The sequence below is a fragment of the Oligoflexia bacterium genome, assembly GCA_035326705.1.
Classification (GTDB): domain Bacteria; phylum Bdellovibrionota_G; class JALEGL01; order JALEGL01; family JALEGL01; genus JALEGL01.
This window is the reverse complement of the sequence record DAOLES010000004.1, coordinates 123,308-144,171: the sequence shown is the minus strand read 5'-3', so window position 1 is coordinate 144,171 and position 20,864 is coordinate 123,308. Positions and strand designations below refer to the sequence as shown.

The 20,864-nt window shown below is 38.5% G+C and carries 17 protein-coding genes; 9 read left to right on the top strand and 8 right to left on the bottom strand.

Annotation, left to right across the window (positions count from 1 at the left end; genetic code table 11):
- Nucleotides 1–254: 254 nt before the first annotated feature.
- Both infB and nusA read right to left on the bottom strand, forming a co-directional pair.
- Nucleotides 255–2,663: a translation initiation factor IF-2 gene (infB, locus tag PKC21_07225; GenBank protein ID HMR25129.1), complete on the bottom strand. Its 2,409-nt coding sequence runs from the start codon at nt 2,661–2,663 to the stop codon at nt 255–257.
- Nucleotides 2,664–2,699: 36 nt separating this feature from the next.
- On the bottom strand, nt 2,700–4,052 hold the full coding sequence (gene nusA / locus PKC21_07220; GenBank protein HMR25128.1) for a transcription termination factor NusA: 1,353 nt from the start codon (nt 4,050–4,052) through the stop codon (nt 2,700–2,702).
- 455 nt (nt 4,053–4,507) lie between these two features.
- On the opposite strand from nusA, the gene pal reads away from it, so the two are divergent.
- The 3 genes from pal to ybgF all read left to right on the top strand — a co-directional run bounded on the left by pal (nt 4,508) and on the right by ybgF (nt 6,440).
- On the top strand, nt 4,508–5,017 hold the full coding sequence (pal, locus tag PKC21_07215; GenBank protein ID HMR25127.1) for a peptidoglycan-associated lipoprotein Pal: 510 nt from the start codon (nt 4,508–4,510) through the stop codon (nt 5,015–5,017).
- A gap of 55 nt (nt 5,018–5,072) precedes the next feature.
- Nucleotides 5,073–5,543 (top strand): hypothetical protein, encoded by a 471-nt coding sequence (locus PKC21_07210; protein HMR25126.1) that lies wholly within the window; start codon nt 5,073–5,075, stop codon nt 5,541–5,543.
- 102 nt (nt 5,544–5,645) lie between these two features.
- Nucleotides 5,646–6,440, top strand: a complete 795-nt coding sequence (ybgF, locus tag PKC21_07205) for a tol-pal system protein YbgF (GenBank protein HMR25125.1) — start codon at nt 5,646–5,648, stop codon at nt 6,438–6,440.
- A gap of 77 nt (nt 6,441–6,517) precedes the next feature.
- Here ybgF and PKC21_07200 read toward each other — a convergent pair whose 3' ends face one another.
- Both PKC21_07200 and PKC21_07195 read right to left on the bottom strand, forming a co-directional pair.
- Entirely contained in the window at nt 6,518–7,540 is a 1,023-nt protein-coding gene (locus PKC21_07200; GenBank protein ID HMR25124.1) for a hypothetical protein, read from the bottom strand.
- Between the two features lie 199 nt (nt 7,541–7,739).
- Nucleotides 7,740–8,498 (bottom strand): hypothetical protein, encoded by a 759-nt coding sequence (locus PKC21_07195; protein ID HMR25123.1) that lies wholly within the window; start codon nt 8,496–8,498, stop codon nt 7,740–7,742.
- 724 nt (nt 8,499–9,222) lie between these two features.
- Between PKC21_07195 and tsaD the strand changes: the two genes are divergently transcribed.
- The 6 genes from tsaD (at nt 9,223) to PKC21_07165 (ending at nt 14,446) form a co-directional block, all read left to right on the top strand.
- Nucleotides 9,223–10,251: a tRNA (adenosine(37)-N6)-threonylcarbamoyltransferase complex transferase subunit TsaD gene (gene tsaD / locus PKC21_07190; protein HMR25122.1), complete on the top strand. Its 1,029-nt coding sequence runs from the start codon at nt 9,223–9,225 to the stop codon at nt 10,249–10,251.
- Nucleotides 10,252–10,257: 6 nt separating this feature from the next.
- Nucleotides 10,258–11,082: a 16S rRNA (adenine(1518)-N(6)/adenine(1519)-N(6))-dimethyltransferase RsmA gene (rsmA, locus tag PKC21_07185; GenBank protein HMR25121.1), complete on the top strand. Its 825-nt coding sequence runs from the start codon at nt 10,258–10,260 to the stop codon at nt 11,080–11,082.
- Between the two features lie 112 nt (nt 11,083–11,194).
- The gene (locus tag PKC21_07180) at nt 11,195–11,818 is read left to right on the top strand and encodes a deoxynucleoside kinase (protein ID HMR25120.1); all 624 of its coding nucleotides are present in this window, start codon (nt 11,195–11,197) and stop codon (nt 11,816–11,818) included.
- Between the two features lie 5 nt (nt 11,819–11,823).
- Nucleotides 11,824–12,216: a hypothetical protein gene (locus PKC21_07175; protein HMR25119.1), complete on the top strand. Its 393-nt coding sequence runs from the start codon at nt 11,824–11,826 to the stop codon at nt 12,214–12,216.
- Between the two features lie 65 nt (nt 12,217–12,281).
- Nucleotides 12,282–13,553: a phosphopyruvate hydratase gene (eno, locus tag PKC21_07170; protein HMR25118.1), complete on the top strand. Its 1,272-nt coding sequence runs from the start codon at nt 12,282–12,284 to the stop codon at nt 13,551–13,553.
- 62 nt (nt 13,554–13,615) lie between these two features.
- On the top strand, nt 13,616–14,446 hold the full coding sequence (locus tag PKC21_07165) for an alpha/beta hydrolase (protein HMR25117.1): 831 nt from the start codon (nt 13,616–13,618) through the stop codon (nt 14,444–14,446).
- A 352-nt stretch (nt 14,447–14,798) separates the two neighbouring features.
- On the opposite strand, the gene PKC21_07160 is transcribed toward PKC21_07165, so the two are convergent.
- The 4 genes from PKC21_07160 to PKC21_07145 form a co-directional block, all read right to left on the bottom strand.
- The gene (locus PKC21_07160; GenBank protein HMR25116.1) at nt 14,799–15,962 is read right to left on the bottom strand and encodes a DUF1501 domain-containing protein; all 1,164 of its coding nucleotides are present in this window, start codon (nt 15,960–15,962) and stop codon (nt 14,799–14,801) included.
- Nucleotides 15,963–15,975: 13 nt separating this feature from the next.
- Entirely contained in the window at nt 15,976–17,535 is a 1,560-nt protein-coding gene (locus tag PKC21_07155) for a DUF1800 domain-containing protein (protein HMR25115.1), read from the bottom strand.
- A 128-nt stretch (nt 17,536–17,663) separates the two neighbouring features.
- Nucleotides 17,664–19,643, bottom strand: a complete 1,980-nt coding sequence (locus PKC21_07150; GenBank protein ID HMR25114.1) for a TRAP transporter permease — start codon at nt 19,641–19,643, stop codon at nt 17,664–17,666.
- A 79-nt stretch (nt 19,644–19,722) separates the two neighbouring features.
- Nucleotides 19,723–20,718: a TAXI family TRAP transporter solute-binding subunit gene (locus PKC21_07145; protein HMR25113.1), complete on the bottom strand. Its 996-nt coding sequence runs from the start codon at nt 20,716–20,718 to the stop codon at nt 19,723–19,725.
- Nucleotides 20,719–20,864 lie beyond the last annotated feature (146 nt).

Here is a 20,864-nt window from a genome sequence, read left to right as displayed (position 1 = left end):
GAGAGGTATTTAAATAATGTTAACTCGTTAAAGATTACATCATCTTATGCAAAGCCTCCGACCCCCTTAAAAACAAAAAGCGTAGTTTTTGTTTTCTCATCCCCGCGCTTGAGCCTATACAAAATAGCCTCGTGTAAAATGCTTTTTTCAACAAATGTTATAGATTTTCTCTAAACAATTATTTTTTATTGAATATGAAGGCCTTGAGGGCAAAGCCCGATCAGCCGAATATTCATAAAAAATAATTAATAGCTTTATTCCAATTCAGCGGCGACTTCTTCTATTTCAAAGGCTTCAATGACATCATCAACTTTGATGTCATTGTAATTAACAATAGACATACCACACTCCATGCCTTCACGCACTTCCTTGGCATCATCTTTAAAGCGCTTTAATGAACTCAGTTCTCCAGTGTAAATTGGCACATTTTCACGAATCAATCTTACTTTAGAAGAACGCAAAACTTTCCCATCGGTTACCATACAACCGGCAACTGTTCCTTGCTTTGGAATGGTAAAAATTTGTCTGACCTGCGCATGTCCCAATACAGTTTCAACTTCTTTGGGAGCCAACAAACCAGCCATTGCACTGGTTATGTCTTCCAACAGTTCATAAATAATATCATACACACGTAAATCTACACTTTCTTGTTCTGCTAACTTTCTTACGCTGCCCGTAGGTCGAGTATGAAATGCTATAACAATCGCTCCTGAAGCACTGGCTAACATAACATCATTATCCGACACACCCCCCACGGCACCGTGAATCACTTTGACACTCACTTTAGCTGTAGATAAATCTTCTAGTTTTTTAGTTAACACCTCAACTGAGCCCGCTGTATCGGCTTTCACCACAACTTTAAGCTCTTTTACGTCGCCCAATGCGATTTTTTGATACAAGTCATCCAAAGATACCTTACTGGTCTTGGCCAATTCTTTTTGTCGCTCTTGGTTATGTTTCAATTGAGTAATCTGCTTGGCTTTCTTTTCATCCGGTACAATAGAAAAAGCATCCCCAGCTGAAGCAACGCCTGAAAGCCCCATAAGCTCAACCGCACCTGAAGGAGGAATTTCTTTAACACGCATACCTTTATCATCACGCATCGCACGCACACGACCATAATGTGTACCCGCTACAATGGTGTCACCTTCTCTGAGTGTACCATCTTGGACCAAAAGTGTGGACACCACACCTTTTTGTTTATCTAAGCTGGCTTCTATCACCACGCCTCTGGCAGGTCGATCTGGGTTAGCTTTAAGCTCTAAAATATCTGACTGCAGAGCTACAACTTCTAAAAGATCGTTAATCCCTTGACCTGTTTTTGCTGATACTGGTACATAAATTGTGTCTCCGCCCCACTCTTCTGGGACCATGCTAAACTCCGTCAATTCATTTTTAATTCTATCAATATCTACACCGGGTTTATCCACTTTATTAACTGCAACAATAATAGGTACTTCAGCACTTTGCGCATGATTGATGGCTTCTTTGGTTTGTGGCATAACACCATCATCACCCGCAACCACCAAAATAACAATATCTGTTACCCGTGCACCCCGTGCGCGCATGGATGTAAATGCTTCGTGGCCTGGTGTATCAATAAATGTTACTTGTTTGCCGCTATCCAATTTTACAGAATACGCTCCAATATGTTGAGTAATCCCGCCAGCTTCACCGGCAGCCACATCAGCTTTACGAATTTTATCCAACAAAGAAGTTTTACCATGATCCACGTGACCCATAACTGTCACAACTGGCGGTCTAAACTGTAAATCTTCTGGCTTGGATTCTAATGCTTTTTCATGCTGTTCCAATAAATCTTCTGCATCAACTTTAACATTTTCTACTTCATAGCCAAACTCATTGGCCACCAAGGTTGCTGTATCAGAATCAATGTTTTGGTTAATGGTCACCATCATCCCCATGCCCATCAACTTACCAATAACATCACCAGCTTTAACGCTCATTTTTTTGGCTAACTCAGCAACAGAGATAACATCTTCCATACGAATAATCCGTTTCGCAGCTCTAGGAACAGTGATCTCAGTTTTTTTACCTTCACCAGGAGCAGGTTTACGACGTTTTTTATTGCGTAAATTTTTAGGGTTATAGATATCTCTGATTTCAATAATATCTTTTCTACGTCCTGTACCCGGTGTTGGTACAACATTAGAGTTATAATCTTTTGGTGCCGGCTTAACAACCCTTAAACCACCTTCAGGTTTTGCTATGTCTTGCGCAACACGGATTCTTGAATAACCGCCTTTTTCATCAGAAGTTGTCTCAGTATTATCCACTGTATCATTGTCTTGTTCCACAGCACTGTTATCAGCTTCAACGGCTGAATCTACATTTGAGGTCTTAGGTTTTGTAACTTTCTTAAGCCCGCGAGGCATTACTTTTGCTTTAGATGCCGCTTTACGCTTAACAGACTCGCTGATCTCAACTTCATCTTGCTCAACGCTTTGCTTAGCCTCTTGTTCTGTTTGTTCAGAAGATGCCTCAACGCCCGTTACCTGTTCTTCTTGTACAAGCGCCTCAGCTTTTTCTTGATTTTCTTCAAGCTGAGGACTTGACGCAGTAGATTTCCTACGTCGTATTACCCGACGTGTAACCCGCTTCTCTGTCAGTGCTTTTTTATCTTCTGTATTCTCTTTATCCACGTTAACTCTCTTTAAACTTGGTGCAAACCTCAGTCATTAAGCTTGGTCTAATACCGGCTCTTGATCATCTTCAAGTTCTGTTTCTTGTTCTACTATCTCTGACTGATCTTGCAAGTTTTCATCACTTTGTGCTTGTGATACACTTTGGCTTTCTTCTGATGCCAACCACTCTTTAGCTGACTCTTGCAAAGCTTCTACTTTATTAACATCCAAGCCAGTTGCTGTAGCAATCTTTTCTGATTCATTTTCAACCAAGGCTTCTGGAGTTGTAACCCCCTGACCGTACAATAATTCGGACATGGTCTCACTGATCCCCTCAATGGAAGATAAACGATTTTTATCCTGATCCGCCATTTCTTTCATTTTTGTTTCACTGTGAATGTCTACATGCCAACCGGTTAGCTTGGTCGCTAAACGTACGTTTTGACCTTTTTTACCAATAGCCAAAGACAGTTGATCATCTGCTACAACCAAATCAAGTCGCTTGTTGGCTTCATCCAGAACAACTCTGCTCACTTCAGCAGGTGCAATAGCATTGCAAATGAACTGGGCCATATCAACATTGTAAGCAACAATATCAATTTTTTCGCCACGCAACTCTTGCACCACAGCTTGTACTCTTGAGCCTTTCATTCCGACACAAGCACCCACAGGATCTACATCAGAATCCTTGGAATATACAGCAATCTTTCCTCTGACACCAGGTTCACGAGCAGCAGATTTAATACTAACAATACCTTCATAAATTTCTGGCACTTCATTTTCAAACAATTTAATCAACAAACCTTCGTGTGCACGCGAAATAATAATCTCGGTGCCCCTAGGGGTTTTACGGATATCCATCACATAACCTTGAATTCTATCACCCGGTCTAAAAATCTCTTTAGGTACTTGTTGGGATTGCGGTAAAAGTGCTTCAGCCCGCCCCAAATCAATAATGATATTGCCACGCTCAAAACGACGAACAATTCCCGTAATCAAAGAGCCCACTCTATCTTTATACTCTTCATATATAATATCGGTTTCAGCATCGCGGATTTTTTGAATGATAACTTGCTTGGCAGTTTGGGCTGCAATTCTTCCCAGCTCTTCTGAGTTCATTTTTAAACCAATGCTGTCACCCAATTCACACTCAGGGTCATGCAACTTTGCTTCAGCAAAGGTAATTTCATTGTTTTCATCTTCAACATGCTCAACCACGTTTTTAAACTCGAACAATTCTATTTCTTCTTCTTGTTCATTAAAATGCGCTTCAATATCTTTTTCAGCCCCAAATTTTTTCTTGGCTGCCGTTAAAAATGCACTTTGCACGGCTTCAATGATTAGATTTTTATCAATACCTTTGTCTTTGGCCAGCTGCTCAATTTCGCGATTTAATCCTTTAAACATTGTCGTTTCCTCATTTCTGTTTTCACTGGGAAAAATACTTTCTCCCTCTTGTCCAAGACGCGTTCTTAGACAAGCTTTAAACCTGTACTTGTGAAACGCAAGGCCTTCCCTTGCAATGATTTAGTACATTCTATGTCGCCCACTTGGCAATACCTTTTATGGTCAGAGTATACAGAGCAATGCCTTATCTACTCAAAAGGTCTAAACCATTTACCCACAACACTTAGGGATAAAAAAAATAGGCCTCACGGCCCATTTGTTTATCCTTATAAACGTTTGTTGGGTTAAAATGCAAGGGAAATCATTGACTTTTTTTCATTGTTTCCTTAATCTCTGATTTAGACATCTTGGCCCATCGTTTTGGGTATTTTTAACATCCCCATTCACCATAATTAAGGTGTTTTGAATGGGACTAAATTATTCAAGTAAAAGGCTTGAATAACAAGGGAGGATTCATGTTTCAACGTCAGTATTTGGCTATGGTATTATGCCTATGTTTAACAGTTGTAGGTTTAAGTTCGTGTGGAAAAAAGAAAGCATCCGAGGTTGAGACACCTCCTACTGCAGAAGAACAGGCAAATGTTGAAGAGCCTACAGAAGAAACTGCTGGTACGGCTGATCAAGGCATCTTAGCCAATATGCCTGTAATTTATTTTGAATTTGATCAATCTACACTCAGCGCAGAAAGCAGAACTTTATTGCAAGAAATTGCAGCAGCAATGAATGCTCAATCATCCATTTCTTTAACCATTGAAGGGCACACCGATGAGCGTGGCAGCAATGAGTACAACTTGGCTTTGGGTGAAAGACGTGCTCGCAGTGTTCAAGAATACATCCAACGCTTAGGCGTTTCAGCGGACCGCTTAAACCCTGTTAGCTATGGAGAAGAGCGTCCTAGCGATCCAAGCACAGGTGAAGCCGCTTGGTCAAAAAACCGTAGAGTTGAATTCACTGTTTCTCAATAAGTTCTTTATTACATATACCCTCTAAGCATCAAGATGCTTAGAGGGTTTTTTTAATATGAAAAAGTTTCTATTCACCCTTAGAATCGTTTGGGTTGCTATCTTGTTTTCGCAAGGGCCTTTGTTTTTTGTTCTTTACAGCCAACCTGATACATTTTTTGACTTTTCTCAAAGCATTCCCGGACCTCAGTTGGCGCTTGCTTTTGCTGTTATGGCGGTCTTAACCCTAAGTATAATTATCCCTAAAAAGCTCTTAATTGAAAACATTGAGGAATTTAATAGGGCGGTAGATATGGGTAAAATGAAAAAAGAAATGACCTTGCCTATTTTAGAAAGATTATTCATACCTTTAACCATTCGCTTGGCTTTACTTGAAGCTGTAGCACTGTTTGGTTTTAGTATAGCTTTTTTCACAAAAAACATAGCCCACTATTTTTACTTTGCTTGCATCATGCTTATAGCCTACGCACTTTCATTTCCAAGCAAACGTTTTTTAAGCAGGTTCTTTGGCGGTTATCAATTTCAGTAAGTGCCTTAAACTATCTTAGTATTAAAACATTTTTCATAACTTCACTTTTTTAACTTTCTTCTTTAAACTATACATTCATAAAACAATTGAGGAGCACTAACCATGACCGTCATAAAATATTTTTTAAGTTTTTTAATTGCCACGCTTTCTTTGAGTAGCGCACAACTGTTTAGCAACAATAAAAAAACTGATGAAAAAATCAAAAGCATGCAAACACAAATTGATCAGATCAATAGTTTCAATCAAGCCAATGCGCAAAGCTTAAATGAAGTTAAAGCCATTAATGAAAAATTTAAACAACACCAAGCGGACACCTCAGTTTTAATTGAAGACTTACGCAATGAAATTCAAATTCTCAAAGGAGAAATTGAATTTTTTAAACGGCAAATGGAAATTTTTGAAGAAAACCAAAAAAACTTCTTTAAAGATGCACAGTTTCGTTTAAATGAAATGGAGAGTAATCCAAGCGCAAAAGAAAACTCAAACAATACCAGCTCAAATGCTCCCAATAACTCAAACACAAAAAAACAATCGGCTCAGCAAGCTTATGATCAAGCTTTATCCTACTATCAAAAAGATAAAAACTACCCGCAAGCCATAAGTGCTTTTGAAAATTTTATTCAATTGTATCCAAAAGACAAGCTAGCTGCCAATGCTTATTACTGGATGGGCGAAAGCTACTTTGCATTAGGAAAATTTGCCAGAGCCATCAAAACTTTTGATATAGTGGCCAAACAGTATGCCAGCAGCAGTAAAAAATGTGCGGCTTTGTTCATGCAAGGCAAAGGCTTTGAAGCTTTGAAAAAAAGCAATGAAGCCAAACTGTTTTACAGTGAAGTGGTCAGCCAATGCCCTAACACTGATGTAGCCACAAAAGCTTCAAAGCAACTCAACTAGGTTGATTTAAACTGATAAGTATTTCTAGTGTTTTGTGGGAATAAAAAACCTTTTACTCTCAGATATTGATTAAAAAATTAGTCGTGGCAAGAGGTGTCAATTTTGGCATTGATTGCGTAACGAAATTTTATTTTGTCATGAAGGTCTTGGATATGATCTGCTCCAACAATTAAATAAATATCTTTATCTTTGTTGTCGGCACTATTTCTCCATTGAGTGTACATACGATCAAACGCTTCAATAAACATTTGGTTGCGCCAATAGATGGTGTACAACCAATATTCGGGTTGTGAACGTGCATAGTTATCTCTTGATTCTTTTAAACCAGCAAGCTCCAATGCCTTGGCCTTTGCTTTGGCAATCATCACCGAATCTAAAATAACACTTTTGTTTTTTAAATCCCCAGATAGCGTTTCAAAAACCTCATTTATATAACTTGAAAAAAAGTTATTGTTACTCTTAGGACGAATCTCATCCCAAAAAAAATCTTTATTAATGGTATTAATAAAATTTAAAATATTTGGATACCTTGATTGCACTGCCTTACTGATTTGTTGTCCGTTTTGCACATACATTATCAAACTTATTCCTAAAAACTCTTCAAACTTTTTTCTCAACCGTTCATCACCAGCATATATATTGTTCAGTTCAGAAAATTTTACTCCCAGACGTTCACCAAAAAAATTGATTTTTTGTTGATCATAGGGTTGCCCATTGGATTTTTTTTGCAATTCAGCCATTCGAACATGAATGGTACGGTCCAAAGCTTGCAGCAAGCTAAGCACTCGACCTGCTTTGTATACATCTATATTTTCTATTGGATAAATTTGATTACCGGAGCTCAAGTTAAACTGAAAACCTCCTATGCCTTCAACAAGGTATTGAATATGCTGTTTATCATAAAGTCCTTCAAAACCGGCAAAAACTTCACCTTCGTTGGCTTGCAGTAAAATTTCTTTGCGCTTTTCCTTGCACGCTTCATAGGTATGGTAATCTGAAACCAGATGCACAACTGGAATAGAAATCTGAGGTCTATTCCCTTGCGCAAAAAGTACTGAGTTAGATAAAATAATTCCTAATACAATAGATTTCTTTAACATGTATTATCCCCTTGTTTTGTCGCCCTATACCACAAGACAAACTCAACAATCAACCAACTTATAAATAGGTATATTGAAGTTTTAAAAAGTGAGTGCGATAATTTATCTTCCATTATCATCTATAAATTTAATGATAATAAAATATTTTGTAGCGCAGCACTGGCTCAGAAACTGCGTTACAATTTTTTTTCATCCAAAATTAATTACACTCAAACTTAATATCTGTAATATTTTGCGTGCCTACGGTACGAACGCCACCACCTTCGGTCATGGCGCAACTTTGTATAGCTGGGCTGACTGCAAATAAATACACTTCAAACTCCGTTCCTGACGCATACCAACCCGGTAATGTAAAAGTACCGTTGTTTTCAAGAAAAATCATGTCATAATACTGATCAAATTGAACCAAAAGTGTTACATTGTCTTGTAAGTTACTAACCGTACCGCCAATGCTGTAAATACCAGTTTCACGGAACAATTCTACACCTTCTATGCATCCCAAATCAAACTCTTCCCCATCAACTTTTGCCATTGTACAAATATTAACATGCACACTTTCATACTGAGAGTCTTGCAACCTCAAACTTAATGCTGTAACTGGCCCTTCAAGCACAATCGTACCCACTTGCGTATAACGAGGAAACTCCCCTATAAAGTTACCATTGTAAGGATAATATCCCCAATTGATCTGAGCGGCGCTATGTTCTTCAAACGTTATGGTATGCTTTAATTCGAGTTCAGAAAATGTATCCTCATTTAGATTGTAATTAAATTGAATTTGTGTGTCCGCTAAGACTTGGGTTTCAATAGAATCAATCCAGTTATACTCAGGAACAGGATTATTGGTGTTATTATTTTGACTCTCTTTCACTTCAGATGTTGCTTTTTTACCTCCACACCCAGCCAAGCTTAGATTTAAACAAATCATTAACGCTATTATTTTATTGAACTTAAACATCTTTCATCTCCTTTTTATTTCCCTAAAACCGATACGTACTTTATTAACACCATGCAATAATGAAGCCATTTTTTTCTTATTAAAATTCAAATACTTGCATTAAAACCTATGAGCATTAAATCAGCAGCTAAATATTTCAAAATAAAATGTATTTTACTTAGTTGGTGTATTCACTGATAAAAGTTTTATTCTCGCCACTGATTCCTTGGTACCAGGTAAGCGCCGTTTGACCATTTGCATTCATAGCCACATCGACAAATGCGGCCAAGCCAGAACCTGTAAAAGAAATAGCATCATCAATTTCGGGAGGATGAGTCCAAGAACCGTTTTCTTCTGGGCCATAAACACCTGTTCATAACGATTGCTGGCAGTTTGTGTCCAAACTACAATGGTGTTACCTTGGCCATCTATTGCAACCGTTGGCAAAATGGCATCACTGCCAATTAATGAAAATGCATCACTTTCATCTTGAGGATGCTGCCAGAAAAAATTTAAACTTTTTCATCCATTGCCAGAACATGCCCTAATAACTATTGTCAGCAAAAAAAGCTATTCCATTCATTAGTTCACAAAACATTGTCTCCCCCTTTAAAATTCAAGAATTTTGATTAGATAATACCTTGACGCTAGCACATACTGTATGAACTTTCCAAATTCAAAATTGTCCCAAAACACTGCCATCAGCCAAGCATAAGCATTACTTTATTGTTATTGACTTCTTTTGATGCACATCGTATGCCTGCAAAGAATGAATATTTTGGGCATAGAAAGTTCTTGCGATGAAACCGCTGCTGCGGTTTTAAAAGATGGGCAAGATATCTTGTCATCTGTGATTGTCAGTCAATTTGATGACCATGAAATTTTTGGTGGCGTGGTTCCTGAATTGGCTTCTCGCAGCCATGTCAAAGCCATTTACCCGGTTATTGAAAAAGCTTTATCCGATGCAAACTTATCTCTCAAAAATATAGACGGCATTGCCGTTACCCAAGGGCCTGGCCTCATTGGTTCACTCTTGGTGGGCTATACCTTTGCCAAAAGCTTGGCCTTTGCTAACAGCATTCCCTTTGTGGGTGTGCACCATATTGAAGGGCATTTGGCTTCTGCCATGATGTTAACCCAAGAACAACATTACCCTGCTCTTGGCCTAGTTGTTTCTGGTGGCCACTCACATATCTATTATGTCAAAGAACCTGGGAATTATGAGTTGGTGGGCTACACTCGAGATGATGCCGTAGGTGAGGCCTTTGACAAAGCTGCGCAAATTTTAAACTTAGGTTTTCCTGGTGGACCGGCCATTGAAAAAGCCGCACAAAACGGCAACAAAAAATTTGTAAAATTTCCTCGCACCAAACTTGAGCAAAATCCCAAAGCCTATGAATACAGTTTTAGTGGCATCAAAACCTCTTTGGCCTACCACGTTAGAGATCATCAAGATCATTTACATCAGCACACGCATGATTTGGCCGCCAGTTTTCAACAAGCTTTGGTGGACATGATTCTTTATCCTTTGGACTTTGCCATTAAGGATCTAGCTCCAAAATCACTTTTATTATGTGGGGGTGTGGCTCGCAATAGTTTATTAAGAGAATCCCTCGCCCAATTTTCTCAACAACATCAACTTGATTTTTTTGTTCCTGATTTTCACCTGTGTACAGACAATGCCGTGATGATTGCTGCGGCCGGCTATCCTAAACTTAAGCAAGGTCACTGTGATAGCTTTGACCAAGCGCCAAAAGCCAGTATGTTATTTTAAACAGACATGGAAAATCCTAAAAAAATATTGGATCGTTTAGGTACTTGGCCCAAGAAAAAATTGGGGCAAAATTTTTTGGTTAACCTTGCTTCTGCTGAAAAAATTTATCGCTTTGCTGACCCAACACCAAACTGTCCTGTTATAGAAATTGGTCCCGGTTTGGGCGCCATGACCGAAGTTATTTTAAACCAAGCCCATCCTTTTTTATGCATTGAAAAAGACAAAGACCTTATTCCTTTTTTGCACGAGCATTTTGTGACTTATCCTAATTTTAATTGTCTAGAGCATGATATTTTAACGTGGAATTTTGATTTGTCTTCTTATTTCAAAGACAAAGAAAAACCTTGGGTGATTGCCAACTTACCCTATTCTATCACCACCCCCATTATTGAAATCTTGTTTGAGCGTCGTCACCAGTTGGGAAGCTTGTGCTTTCTTTTGCAAAGAGAATTTGTAGAACGGATTTGCGCTAAAGAAAACACTAAAAATTACGGGCGATTAACAGTGTGGTTGCAGTGCTATTATGACGTTGAAGCAGGACCCATTATCCCACCTACATCTTTTCATCCTAGACCCAAAGTAGATTCACGTTTGGTTAAATTAAGCCCTAAAAAAATCAGTCTTTTACAAGAACATTTCATTACAGATGAAGAGGCTTTTTTTAATTTGATTAAAGTGGTTTTTTCTCAACGTCGCAAAATGCTACGCAGCACGCTTAAACAAAACAACTACCCAGTTGAGAGTCTGGATCATAGTATTTTGGAACAGCGTCCAGAAAATTTGAGACTTCTGGATTGGATGAATTTATTCAAATGCCTACACGCAGCTTAAAAAGTATAGTTTTCCTAAACCATCTAGCCCTAGTTTATGGCCTTAAATATCACATCGTACTTTTATCAATATTTCCGTGACGCGCAGTGCTTGGGGTGATAACACTAAAGCTGTGAAGGGAAAGTATATTGCAGTAGAGGGGCCTATTGGAGTTGGCAAAAGCCAATTGATTTCTGCTTTGGCAGAAAGACTTTCTGCTCAAACCATCAAAGATACGGACAATCCCTTTTTACCCTCTTTTTATAACAACATGGAAAAATATGCTTTTCAAGTGCAGTTGTTTTTTCTGATGTCACGTTTTCAACAACAAGTCGATTGCAGTCAACCAGACTTATTTTCTCAGTACACTTTATGTGATTACTTGTTTCATAAAGATCGTTTGTTTGCATCTTTAACTTTAGAACCGCAAGAATTTGCTCTGTATGAAAAAGTTTATGGTTTGCTTAAGGGAACCGCCGCCACCCCTGATGTTGTTATTTATTTGCAGGCCAGCACAGACACTTTGATTAAAAGAATTGCCCAAAAAGATGAAGACTTGGCCTTGCTCTTACCCAAAAATTATTTAGAAAAAGTGGTGCATGCTTTTCAAACTTTCTTTTTTCATTTCTCTCTATGTCCCGTCATTGTTTGTAATACTGATAAAAATGACTTTGAAAACAACCCTGACAACATAGACTTATTGATTAGAAAAATTTCTGAAGTGAAGTCGGGTTTGAATTACCTTAACTTAGATTAAACACCGTGACTTTAACAAAACTAAAAAACGACCGTCTGTTTCTACCTTTTATCATAACAGCCGTTTTTTCTTACACTCCCGTTTTTATTGATGTATTTCAAGGTTATGTATCATGGCTAGGGCTTCTTGGTAATATTTATGCCGTAGCAACGGCTGCTATTTTGCTTGGATATATTGCTTTTAAATTTCCTGTTCAACCCAAGGCCTTTGCAAACAAAGCTACATTTATCAAAATTATTGAATTATTCTTTGTCGTCACCGTTATTGTTACCATTCTATATACTTTCATGCTCATTATTCAGGGAAGAGTAAACCAATATGGGCCGCTTTTACCTGCAATCTGTCTGTCTATACTTTTTGGATGTAAGTTAAGACTTAAACATCAAAACGTTTCCTAAAAAGTACACTTTACACTTTTAGAAAATAACTTTATGATTTTTTTTTTGCATGCTAAAAGCGCTGCATGAGCAACATTAAACAGATTACTCCCAGACAAATTTTAGACTCTCGTGGCAATCCTACCATTGAAGTGGATGTTATTTTAGACTCTGGCCATATGGGTAGAGCCGCTGTTCCTTCCGGCGCCTCAACCGGGAGTAAAGAAGCTCTAGAATTACGTGATGGCGGTGATGCCTATATGGGAAAATCTGTGGGTAAAGCCATCAATAACATTGTTGAACACATCGCACCAAAACTGATTGGCATGAATGCGCTTGAGCAAAGTAAAGTGGATCAATGCATGCTAGATCTTGATGGCACAGAGAATAAATCCAATTTGGGAGCCAATGCTATTTTAGGTGTATCTTTGGCTGTGGCTAAAGCGGCAGCGCATTTTAAACATGTTCCTTTATTTACCTATTTGGGTGGCAAACAAGCCAACACTTTACCTTTACCCTTGATGAATGTGCTTAATGGTGGCCAGCATGCGGACAATGCTTTAGACATTCAAGAATTCATGTTGGCGCCACATGGCTTTGATAACTTTTCTGCCGCTTTGCAAGCTGGCGCAGAAACTTTTCAACATTTGAAAAAAATCTTACATGACAATAAACTTTCAACCAATGTTGGTGACGAAGGTGGCTTTGCCCCAAACATTGACACTCAACAAGCTTTAGAGTTTTTATTGCAAGCCATTGATAATGCTGGTTATAAAGCCGGCAAGCATATTTCTTTAGCCTTGGACGTGGCAGCATCAGAAATGTACCAGGATGGCCATTACGTCATGTTCAAATCCAACCAAGAACAAAAAAACACAGAGCAAATGATTGCCTGGTACCAAGAATTAACCAGCAAATACCCCATTGTTTCTATTGAAGACCCTCTGGATGAAAACGACTGGTCTGGTTGGCAAACTTTACAAAGTCAAGTAGGTCAAAACATTCAATTGGTGGGGGATGATATCTTTGTCACCAACGCAAAGCTTTTACAAAAAGGCATTGATGAACATACGGCCAATGCTATTTTAATCAAACTTAATCAAATTGGCAGCCTGAGTGAAACCCTTGAATGCATTGATTTGGCCCAGGAACATGATTGGGGTACAGTGATTTCACACCGCTCAGGTGAAACTGAAGACACCTTTATTGCAGACTTGGCGGTTGCAACCCAAGCTGGCCAAATCAAAACTGGGTCTTTAAGCCGGGCAGATAGAACAGCAAAATACAATCAACTGTTGCGCATAGAACAACTCTTGGGTGATAAAGCACATTACGCCGGCCTGAATTTTTCTTCGTAATAACAAAGGTGCCCGCAAAAGATCTTCTTTCTATTTATTGCTAAGTATGTCACAAAAGATAAATGCACTCTTGGCAACTTGAACTGTATAACAAGCCAGTATTTCGTTTATCAGGCTTAAAAACAAAAAATAATGCACCAGAGATTGTTTGCTTGCATGGTTGGTTAGACAATGCCATGAGCTTTCAACCTTTGATGCAGGCTTTTCCGGAGTATTCGATACATGCATTGGATCTTCCAGGACATGGACAAAGCGATCATTTGCCCAACATGATTCCCGCTTATTCCATGGCGCAAGTGGCTTTTATCCTCAACGATTATTTAAAAACCCTGAACACCCCCATTGTTCTTATGGCGCATTCATTGGGCGCCGGTTTGGCCAGCCTGGTCGCGGCACTTTTCCCACAGCAGATCAAAGCTTTGGTCCTCCTAGATAATGTCATTCCGATTCCCAATGATGACTTGGCCATGACCCCTTTAAAAAAACTGGCGCTGGTAAAAAGTAAACCTGCCAATACCTATGCCAGCTTTGATAAAGCCGTTGAAGCGCGCTGCAAATATGGCGTGAGTAAAGATATTGCTCACCTGCTGGCCCAACGCTCAGTCTCAGAAAATGAGCAGGGCACATTCTATTGGCATCATGATCCCCGCTTATTATACCCTTCCTTGGGTTATTTCAGCACTCCTGATGTACACGACATTGTCACCCAAGTGCAACAGCCGGTTTTATACTTTTATGGAGATTGGGATTACCGTTATGAAGATCGCATGCGCGCAGCAAACTCCATACAAAACATTCATATGGTCAAAGTTTCTGGTGACCATTACTTTCATATGCGCACCCCACAGCTGCTTAGAGATATAATAAAAAGCTTTCTTGCTAACAACATATAATTTTAAAGATGTATTTTTTACTCAGAGCAGTTAAAAGACTATAAATTTTTCTTATTTTATCTAAAACATAATTACGGAGAAACAGAAAACACCATGTATGAAATTATTTGCATGTTTTTGCAACCGCACTTTATTCTATGCATTGCTTAATATTTTTATAGACATTTAATAAAGTCATGATGCACAAGGAGAAATTTATATTTTATGAAAAGCGAAGGCCTTGAAGGCGTAAGCCCGATCAGCCGAGTGTTCATAAAACATAATTTGTCCTAAATATTTTTTAAACCACTATAGTTCTAAAGTAAGTGCCTGTTATATCTGTTATCTTTTAAATTTTAATTTTCAACAGATATTACGTTTTAATAAAAGGTATCTTTTGAAAATCTTTTCCTAACAAATTTTTTGTATTGAGTTTAAAATGATCTTCAATGATACCTGCATAATACTGGTGAAAACTGTGCGTGTGAATTAAGTTATCTTTATCTAAACGCAGCATAGATGGGCTTTGACCAAAACGCCCCCCTTTGACTTTACCTCCCATGGCAAAGTGAACATTGGCCGTTCCATGATCCGTGCCTTTGTTTTTATTTTCTTTGACCCTACGTCCAAATTCAGAATAGGTGCACACCAAAGCATTTGGCCATAGCTGATGTTTTTCCAAAGTTATTTTTATTTTTTGCATGCCTTGATCCAAAGTCTCTAAAAGACGCGCGTGCTTGCCTGGCTGTGCAGCATGTGTATCAAAACCTGATAAAGTCAGTTTAATCAACTTGGCTTGCATGCCATTGCCAAAAAACGTATCCAAGGCATTAATCGATTGCATAAAACCACTGGATCTATTTTTCTTGCGGCGCATTTCAGACTTCATGCCTGCATTCAACTGATTTAAAAAAGCATTGCTTTCTTGTTGTACATTTAAAACATGTTGCAAGGCGCTATTGTTCAATAAAGCTTTGTTTTGACTGACACTATTTTGCTTTTGCATTCTTCCGCCCAAATTTTGTAAAACAATGGGGGTGTAAGATGTTGACACCAAAGGACCTAAATCCGCATCTCCTAAAACCCAAGCATCTTTGGATGAAGGCTGAGAATATTTTTCCTTTAAACATTTAACCAACCATCCTTCTGAACCAACACTATTTGACGATAAACTAGCTGTATTCCAAACATCAATGGAACTAAAATGCGATAAATTGGGATTGGCATAGCCTAAACCTTCAATAACTGCCAATTGTTTACTTTGATACAGTTGGTGCAAAAATTTAAGTTTTGGATGCAGGGCAAACTCATGATCAATTTTTAAAACGCTTTCTTTTGCTAGGGCTATTGTGGGACGAAGTGCATAATAAGCGTTGGATGTATAAGGAATAAATGTATTCAAGCCATCATTGCCTCCTTTAAGCTCAATCATGATCAAAATTTTCTTTGGAGATGATGCAGACCAAACATACTGAGGAACAATAAAACACTCTGCTCCCAACAAAGATACGCTTTTTAAAAATAATCGTCGATCCATGCAACTCCTTTGGCTATTTTAATTGATAAACCGGATCTCCTAACAACTCTTTAATGTAGGAAAAATTTAATCCCTGTGAAGGTTCAACATTATAGGGCTTAATGGCAAGAAGATAATCCCAGGCCTGCTCTTTCTTTGGAACCTTGTTCTGCCATGAAGAAAAATCAAAATAAACCTCTTGGGCTTTTGTTTGCATCATCATGCTGTCAGACATTTTTTGTTGGTTGCGCACCAAACGTGATACCAAGTTGTTTCTTTGCACCAATGTCGATGTGTTGATCCAACTGTCACCGCCTGGCCAACCCTTAACATTGGGTGGATAAAACACACTTTGGTTCAGTTGGTTTAAGTCTCTGGCATAGTTAAATTCATCACTCATTTGAATATTGAAAGAGCGCACTGTGCCCACAAACAGCTCCACGGGTGATTTAATCATGCCACCTTTTTTGGCCAACATAAAAAACGGTGATGTTAAGAGATCCACCATGACTTTGTCCATGGCATAATTATTTCTTTGGATGCTTTGAGCAATGTATGCGTAAGACTGTTGATTGACCTCATGACCAATGAATTCATGGTGCAGCTTTTGTGCTAAAAACATAGCTGTTTCTTTTTTGCTTAAAAGAAGATCTAAGACACTATTTAAGTCATGATTTTTACTTTGCCCTAAAATGGTTTTTATCCCTTGATCATGTCGCGCTTGTTTTAAAACCATCCTTTGGCCACGTTCATCAGGTTTATAGCCCGTTAAAGCCCTGGCCACTTCTCTAATATCTTCCTCTGAGTAATGACCTTCTCCTAATGTAAAGAGTTCCATCAATTCACGTGCTAAATTTTCATTGGGTGACTGCTTGGTATTTTTATCATTATCCAAATAAATATGAATGGCAGGCTGACTTAAGGTTGCTTTAAGCAAGTCTCTAAAATTACCCAAAGCATATCGCCTAAAAATATTATTTTGATCCAACATTAAATTCAACATACCCACTTTTTCAGCTGAAGAGGTAAAATGGTTGTGCCAAAACAAGACCATTTTTTCGCGCAAAGGCTCAGAAGTTGTAAGCATTTCATCGAGCCATAATTTTTGTAATTTTTGTTTGCCTCGATTGTTCATTTTTGTAACAATAGGAATTGGATTTTTTTTATAATTGGCATGTTGTTTGATGATTCTTTGCACAAAATTTTTCTGCTTTTTTGGACTTGATGTAGACAAACTCTCTTGCACATAGTGTTCAACTTTTATCGCTAACTTTTGCAGTGCCAATCTTTTTTCTTGCCCCTTTTTAAGGTTCTTAAACGTGTAGGCCTGAACATTAAAATCTTCTAGATCCTGTATCCATACTGGCTTTTTAATTTGTTTATACTGCTTGGCCTGATTCACCATTGTTTGAACCGCTTGCATATAACTGCGATTGCGCAAACTGTTGAGTTCATTTAAATTAACTCCAAACGATGTTCTTAATAAAAGATGTTTGGCTTGCTCATGCTCCATAGCATAAACTTCTATTAAGACGATAAAGCTTAGAAAAAGAGCTATCGCAAGCATAAATGATGTGTTTGTTTTATGTTTCATGGAGCACAGTTGTGTTGCACGTTGGCAACTTTATCATTGTAGCATATTTTTTTTATTTCTGTACATGCTTTATCATGAATTAAATCATGTACTTGTCAATCGGTATGAATGAAACTTTTAACCTAGACTTAACGGTTAGCCATTTTTATTTGAACTCGAATAAACAGCAAAGCTAAGCCACAATATAGGGCACAGTATATGGGCAAACTTAAACCCGAATACTGTAACACTTGAGGATACAAGAAAATACCCAAAAATAAACCCGTAGCCCATAGACGTTCCCACCATCTTAGCTTGCTTTTAAACCAACCGGTGATGGCAGATACAAAAAAAATCATGCCTATGCATGCAGCCAGAAGAAACCCAAGCGCAGACAACAGACTATCATTCCAAATCCAATCTGCTGGCCGCATGGGATTGCCGCCGGGCACCACATCTTTGATTAAAATAAACTGCGTGTTTAGAATAAAAATAAAGGGTAAAGCCGCGGTTCGCATATCAAAAATAAAGCCTTGAATACCGGTTTTAATGGGGTCTGATTTAGCAATGGCTGCTGCCGCATAGGCGGCCAAACCAACTGGTGGCGTGTCATCGGCCAAAATGCCAAAATAAAACACAAACAAATGAATGGCAATGACGGGAATCATCAAGCCACTGCCCTTAGCCAAACTGGCTAAGATAGGTGCGGTTAATGAGGCCATCACAATATAATTGGCTGTGGTGGGCAATCCCATGCCTAAAATAATACAACTGATGGCCGTTAAAATGAGGACCAAATAAAAATTACCGCCAGAGGCCAACTCAATGACTTGCAATAAACTTTGTCCTAAGCCGGTCATGGTCACCACTCCAATGATGATACCGGCACATGCTGTTGCAATGGCAATAGGAATCATATTTTGTGCACCTTGGGCAAAGGCTTCAATTAAATTTTTAAATCCAATGGTAAAATCTTTTTGCTTTAAACGCTTGTTTAAAAATGCTTTGATAGGTGGCTCAATTAGAATAATTAAGATTGTAATGACAATTGCATTAAACGCGGATGCTGTGGGAGATTGTCGCTTGATCATTAAAGTATAAATTAGAAAAACAATGGGAATACAATAATGCACACCACGCCATAAGGTTTTAAAAAACGGTGGAATATCTTGTGCCTTACTTGCTTGAATATTCAGTTTACAGGCTTCAAAATGAACCACTGCAAACAGTGCCACATAAGACGCAAGCGCTGGAATAATTGCCGCTTTAACCACCTCCATGTAACCAATGCCTAAAAACTCGGCCATAATAAATGCCGCAGCTCCCATCACCGGTGGCATCAACTGCGCATTGGTACTGGCGGCAACTTCAATGGCAGCCGCTTTTTCTGGAGTAAAGCCAATTTTTTTCATCAGTGGAATGGTGAAGGTTCCCGTGGTTACTGTATTGGCAATGGATGAGCCGGATAACATTCCCAATAAACCTGACGCTGCAACTGAAGCTTTAGCTGGCCCTCCTCTAAATTTCCCCAAAGCAGAATAAGCCAACTCAATAAAATACTGACCCGCCCCAGCTTTGTCCAATAAGGAACCCAACAAAACAAACAAAAACACAAAACTTGCTGAAACACGTATCGGTACACCAAAAATACCTTCTGTGCCCAAATACAAATGACTGACCATTTTACCTATATCCGCACCCCTATGCGCAACCACTTGCGGAAAATACGGCCCAAAAAAAGCAAACAACATAAAAACAATGGCCACCAAACTTAAAGCAATGCCAAGAACTCGTCTACTGGCTTCCAACAAACAAACAATCAAAATAGATCCAGCTACAATATCTCTAACAATGGGTAAGCCAGGTCTTTGTGAAATCCCTTGATAATCCAAAGCTAAATATAACGCTGCTAAAGCAGCAAGACATCCTAAAAAAATGTTTCCCCAAGCCATGAGCTTGTTGATTTTTTCTTTTTCACTTTGTTTTGGTACAAACATAAAAAAAGCTAAGCCAATAGCAAAGCTCAGGTGAATGCTGCGTAGCAAGGTATCGTTAATAATATACTGGGTACTGGCTAATTGAAACGTAGACCATATGCACAATATTATTTTGATTGTTTTATTGTTCATGGTCGACTCCCAATTTTATATTTTGCGGTCAGGGGACTACTTGTCTTAGTGCCCCCTAAACCTTCTCTAATAATTATTTTTAGACAGCTGGTTTGTTTTTTTGATCCAAATATTTTTGCACACCTGGATGCAAAGGCAAAGATAAACCTTCAAACACACTGTCTTCAGTTAAATGTGAGTAAGCTGGATGCAAGCTTTTAAAATTTTCAAAGTCGCTCATGACCGCATCAACAATGGCATAGGCCACTTCATCGCTCAGTTTATCCGAGGCCAAAAGAGTTGCTTTAAAACCAAATGAAACCACATCTTCATCATTACCTTGGTACAAACCGCCGGGAATAGTGGTTTTAACAAAGTAGTTTTCTTTTTTAATCAAATCATTGATGCAAGGCATATCCAAAGCAATAACTGCTACATCTGTACTGGTTGCAACATCTTTAATGTTGGCTGTTGGGTGTCCTACAACATAAAAATAGGCGTCTAATTTACCATCACGCAAAGCATCTGGCATTTCTGCAGCTTTGAGTTGCCCTTGAAAGCCTAAAGCATCCAATTTCATATCACAAGCCTTGAATAAGGTTTCTACCGTTCTGCGAGTTCCAGATCCTGGATTACCTATATTCACTTTTTTACCTTTTAAATCTGCAAAACTCTTGATGCCAGAATCTTTTCTAACCACCAAAGTTAAAGACTCAGGGTAAATAGACATGATGGATGTTAAGTTGCTTGCTTTTTCTTTAAAAGGCTCTTGGCCATGCATGGCTTTATACCCCACGTCAGATTGGGCAATACCAAGATCCATTTTATCTGCCAGTAAAGCATTAACATTGTAAACTGATGCTGCTGTTGCTTCTACCGTACACTTGATATTAGGGTTTTTCTTGTTCACAACCTTACAAATGGCACTTCCAGTTGGATAATAAACGCCTGTTACTCCGCCTGTGCCAATATTAATAAACGCTTGCTCTGTTGTTTTTCCTGCCTCTGCTTCTGGCTTAACTTCTGTTTGTTTGGGTTTTTGTTGGCATGCCATTAAACCAAACCCTAAAATAATGATTCCTAATTTATATCTCACAACAACCTCCTAAGCTTTGTTCTTAATTTTGTAACCGTGAATTTTTATACCTATAGCCTTATCTTTGCTTTCATCCCGCTTCGCTCTTTTCTATAGAGGGGCGCTTGCCCCTCTCAAAAAGAAAATGCGATTTTCTTTTTTCACTC

What these genes read in the sequence shown, in the direction of transcription:
- PKC21_07210 (HMR25126.1), top strand. Translation starts at nt 5,073, where the DNA reads ATGAAAAAGTTTCTATTCACCCTTAGAATCGTTTGGGTTGCTATCTTG.
- PKC21_07165 (HMR25117.1), top strand. Translation starts at nt 13,616, where the DNA reads ATGCACTCTTGGCAACTTGAACTGTATAACAAGCCAGTATTTCGTTTA.
- pal (HMR25127.1), top strand. Translation starts at nt 4,508, where the DNA reads ATGTTTCAACGTCAGTATTTGGCTATGGTATTATGCCTATGTTTAACA.
- rsmA (HMR25121.1), top strand. Translation starts at nt 10,258, where the DNA reads ATGGAAAATCCTAAAAAAATATTGGATCGTTTAGGTACTTGGCCCAAG.
- PKC21_07150 (HMR25114.1), bottom strand. Translation starts at nt 19,643, where the DNA reads ATGAACAATAAAACAATCAAAATAATATTGTGCATATGGTCTACGTTT.
- ybgF (HMR25125.1), top strand. Translation starts at nt 5,646, where the DNA reads ATGACCGTCATAAAATATTTTTTAAGTTTTTTAATTGCCACGCTTTCT.
- PKC21_07155 (HMR25115.1), bottom strand. Translation starts at nt 17,535, where the DNA reads ATGAAACATAAAACAAACACATCATTTATGCTTGCGATAGCTCTTTTT.
- tsaD (HMR25122.1), top strand. Translation starts at nt 9,223, where the DNA reads ATGCACATCGTATGCCTGCAAAGAATGAATATTTTGGGCATAGAAAGT.
- PKC21_07200 (HMR25124.1), bottom strand. Translation starts at nt 7,540, where the DNA reads ATGTTAAAGAAATCTATTGTATTAGGAATTATTTTATCTAACTCAGTA.
- nusA (HMR25128.1), bottom strand. Translation starts at nt 4,052, where the DNA reads ATGTTTAAAGGATTAAATCGCGAAATTGAGCAGCTGGCCAAAGACAAA.
- PKC21_07195 (HMR25123.1), bottom strand. Translation starts at nt 8,498, where the DNA reads ATGTTTAAGTTCAATAAAATAATAGCGTTAATGATTTGTTTAAATCTA.
- eno (HMR25118.1), top strand. Translation starts at nt 12,282, where the DNA reads ATGAGCAACATTAAACAGATTACTCCCAGACAAATTTTAGACTCTCGT.
- PKC21_07160 (HMR25116.1), bottom strand. Translation starts at nt 15,962, where the DNA reads ATGGATCGACGATTATTTTTAAAAAGCGTATCTTTGTTGGGAGCAGAG.